Source organism: Streptomyces sp. NPDC059524, from assembly GCF_042749255.1.
Lineage (GTDB): Bacteria > Actinomycetota > Actinomycetes > Streptomycetales > Streptomycetaceae > Streptomyces > Streptomyces xanthii.
In genome coordinates this window covers 11,131-13,746 of the sequence record NZ_JBHYTK010000109.1, presented here as the reverse complement: position 1 = coordinate 13,746, position 2,616 = coordinate 11,131, and the positions used below count along the sequence as shown (strand labels likewise).

The following is a 2,616-nucleotide window of genomic DNA, read 5'->3' as shown; positions in this document are numbered from 1 at the left end:
CGCCTCGGCGCCCTCCCCCGGGCGCGGGGCTACCCCCACAACACCTCTGTCTCGGGCGGGGTGGGGGGGCCGCGCGCGCGGCCGCCCCGCCCCCCCCCAGCCGGCCTCGCGCCGCAGGATCAGGCGACGATCGCGGCCGGGGTCAGCCGGTGCGTGAGGACCGGGAGCAGTTCCGCGACGCGGTGCGGCCGGTGGGCGGCGATGCCCGGCGGCGCCGGCGCCAGCGGCACCAGGATGTCGTCCGCCGCCGGATGCCCCGTGGCGGCGTCGGCGGCCGGGTCGCCGTGCAGCCACAGGGTCAGCATGTACAGCTCCGGCACCGACAGCAGCCGCGCCTGGTGGTGCGGGGCGAGGGCCTCGGCCTGACGCAGGGCGCGCTCGGTGGCCGTGACGTACGGGCCCTCGAAGAAGTGCGAGAACGCCCAGCCGTCCGGGGTGAGCCGGGTGTCCGCGGCGGCCACCGCGCGCTCGCCGCACCGGATCAGGAAGCGCCAGCCGGTGAGCCGGGTGCGCGAGGGCCCGGTCGCCTCGGTGACATGGTCCAGGACGTGGACGGGCAGCGGGAGTTCCGGGCGTACGGGACCCTGGGCGGCGCGCAGGGACGGGGTGCGTGCCTCGCGGACGGCGGTGGGGGAACCGAGGGCCGCGAGGACGGTGCGCAGGGCCGGCGCGGGAGCCGGGGAGACGTGCAAGGGCATGATGGGTCGCCTCTCATTCGACAGGCACGTGCTTCGAGGGCGGTGCAGGACGAGCGGACGGCGCTGTCAGCTGCGCGGTGCACAAGGGGTGGGCGGAGCAGAGCGGGCGGGGGCCGGTGCCGCGGGCGCCGCGTCTCTGTCTCGTCCGCGGAGTTTATACGACGCGTGTTCGGACAGGGTTTCCTCTAGCACGCCACGGAGTTCCCGCAAGAGGTCATCCGGCCGCTCTCACCGAGGTGAAACACGGATTTTCTCCCGATTTTCCTGCCACCGTTTCCCGCCGTCTTCCCGCCGTATCCGTGTGACCTCGGATTTTGTGCGAGTGAGCGGTCGGCCCATTTCCGTCGGTGTTTATCACCGGGGCACCGGATCACCCGATGACCCATCATCGATCGGTCGCATGCCCGCGGAATGTGCCGGAGAGTGGTCGTGGAGAGCCTACTGCCCCGGCGGCCCGCGTGGGGGCGTTGTCGATCACATCGCTGGGCATCATCCCCCGGGACATGCGGCCGGTACGTTGGGCTGTCGACGCGAGGAGGGACGCTTCCATGGGGGAGAAGGTCGTTGCGGGCGCGGTCGATCTGGCCGACCGGCTCCGGTACCGCGAGAAGCTCAAGGAGTGTCTGGCGGGGCTCGGGCGGCTGTTGGACGAGAAGCGCTTCGACCGGCCCAGGAATCTCATGGGGCTGGAGATCGAGCTGAATCTCGCGGGTTCCGACGGGCTGCCGAGAATGATGAATGCGGAAGTTCTGAAGCGGATCGCGAGCCGGGATTTCCAGACCGAACTCGCGATGTTCAATCTCGAAGTGAACATCGCCCCGCACCCGTTGGGCGGCCGTGTTCTCGACCAGCTCGCCGAGGAACTGCGCACGGGGCTCGGCTACGCGCACCGCAAGGCCAACGAGGTCGACGCCGGCATCGTGATGATCGGCATTCTGCCGACGCTCGCCGCCGACGACCTCGTCTCCGCGAACCTGTCGGACGTGGACCGCTACACCCTGCTCAACGACCAGATCCTCGCCGCGCGCGGCGAGGACTTCGCGCTCGACATCGAGGGCGTCGAGCGGCTGACCTGCACCTCCTCCTCGATCGCGCCCGAGGCGGCCTGCACGTCGGTGCAGCTGCACCTCCAGGTCACGCCCGGCCGCTTCGCCGCCGTGTGGAACGCGGCGCAGGCCATCGCCTCCGTGCAGATCGCGCTCGGCGCCAACGCGCCGTTCCTGTTCGGGCGGGAGCTGTGGCGGGAGTCGCGGCCCCCGCTCTTCCAGCAGTCCACCGACACCCGCCCGCCCGAGCTGAAGGCCCAGGGCGTGCGGCCGCGCACCTGGTTCGGCGAGCGGTGGATCGAGTCGGCGCACGACCTCTTCGAGGAGAACCTGCGGTACTTCCCGCCCCTGCTGCCGATCCTCGACGAGGAGCGGCCCCTGGAGGTCCTCGACCGGGGCGGCGTGCCGAACCTCGCCGAACTCGTCCTGCACAACGGCACGGTGTACCGCTGGAACCGGCCCGTGTACGGGGTCGTCGACGGCGTCCCGCACCTGCGCGTGGAGAACCGGGTGCTGCCCGCCGGCCCCACCGTCACCGACGTCATCGCCAACGTCGCCTTCTACTACGGCGTCGTACGGGCGCTCGCCGAGGACGCGCGGCCCGTGTGGTCGCGGCTCTCCTTCGACGCGGCGGCCCGGAACTTCGACGCGGCGTGCCGGTACGGGATCGAGGCGCGCCTGGAGTGGCCGCGCCGGGGCCGGTTCGGCGGCACCGAGCGGATCGAGGCCGTCACGCTCGTCCAGGAGGAACTGCTGCCGCTCGCGGCCGCGCGGGGCGCGCCCGCGCCGCCGGGGCCCGGCCCACTCCCGCCACCCGGGGGGGCGGGTGTGCACCCCCCCCCCCCTGTGCCCCGCCGGCGGGGCGGGCGGGC

The 2,616-nt window shown here is 72.8% G+C and carries 2 protein-coding genes; one reads left to right on the top strand and one right to left on the bottom strand.

All coding sequences use genetic code 11. The features are described 5' to 3' along the window. Positions 1–119: 119 nt before the first annotated feature. Positions 120–698, bottom strand: a complete 579-nt coding sequence (locus ACFW9D_RS26400) for a hypothetical protein (RefSeq protein WP_188340120.1) — start codon at positions 696–698, stop codon at positions 120–122. Positions 699–1,246: 548 nt separating this feature from the next. Here ACFW9D_RS26400 and ACFW9D_RS26395 point away from each other — a divergent pair. After that, a partial coding sequence (locus ACFW9D_RS26395; protein ID WP_384625578.1) for a glutamate--cysteine ligase occupies positions 1,247–2,616 on the top strand: 1,370 nt, incomplete at its 3' end.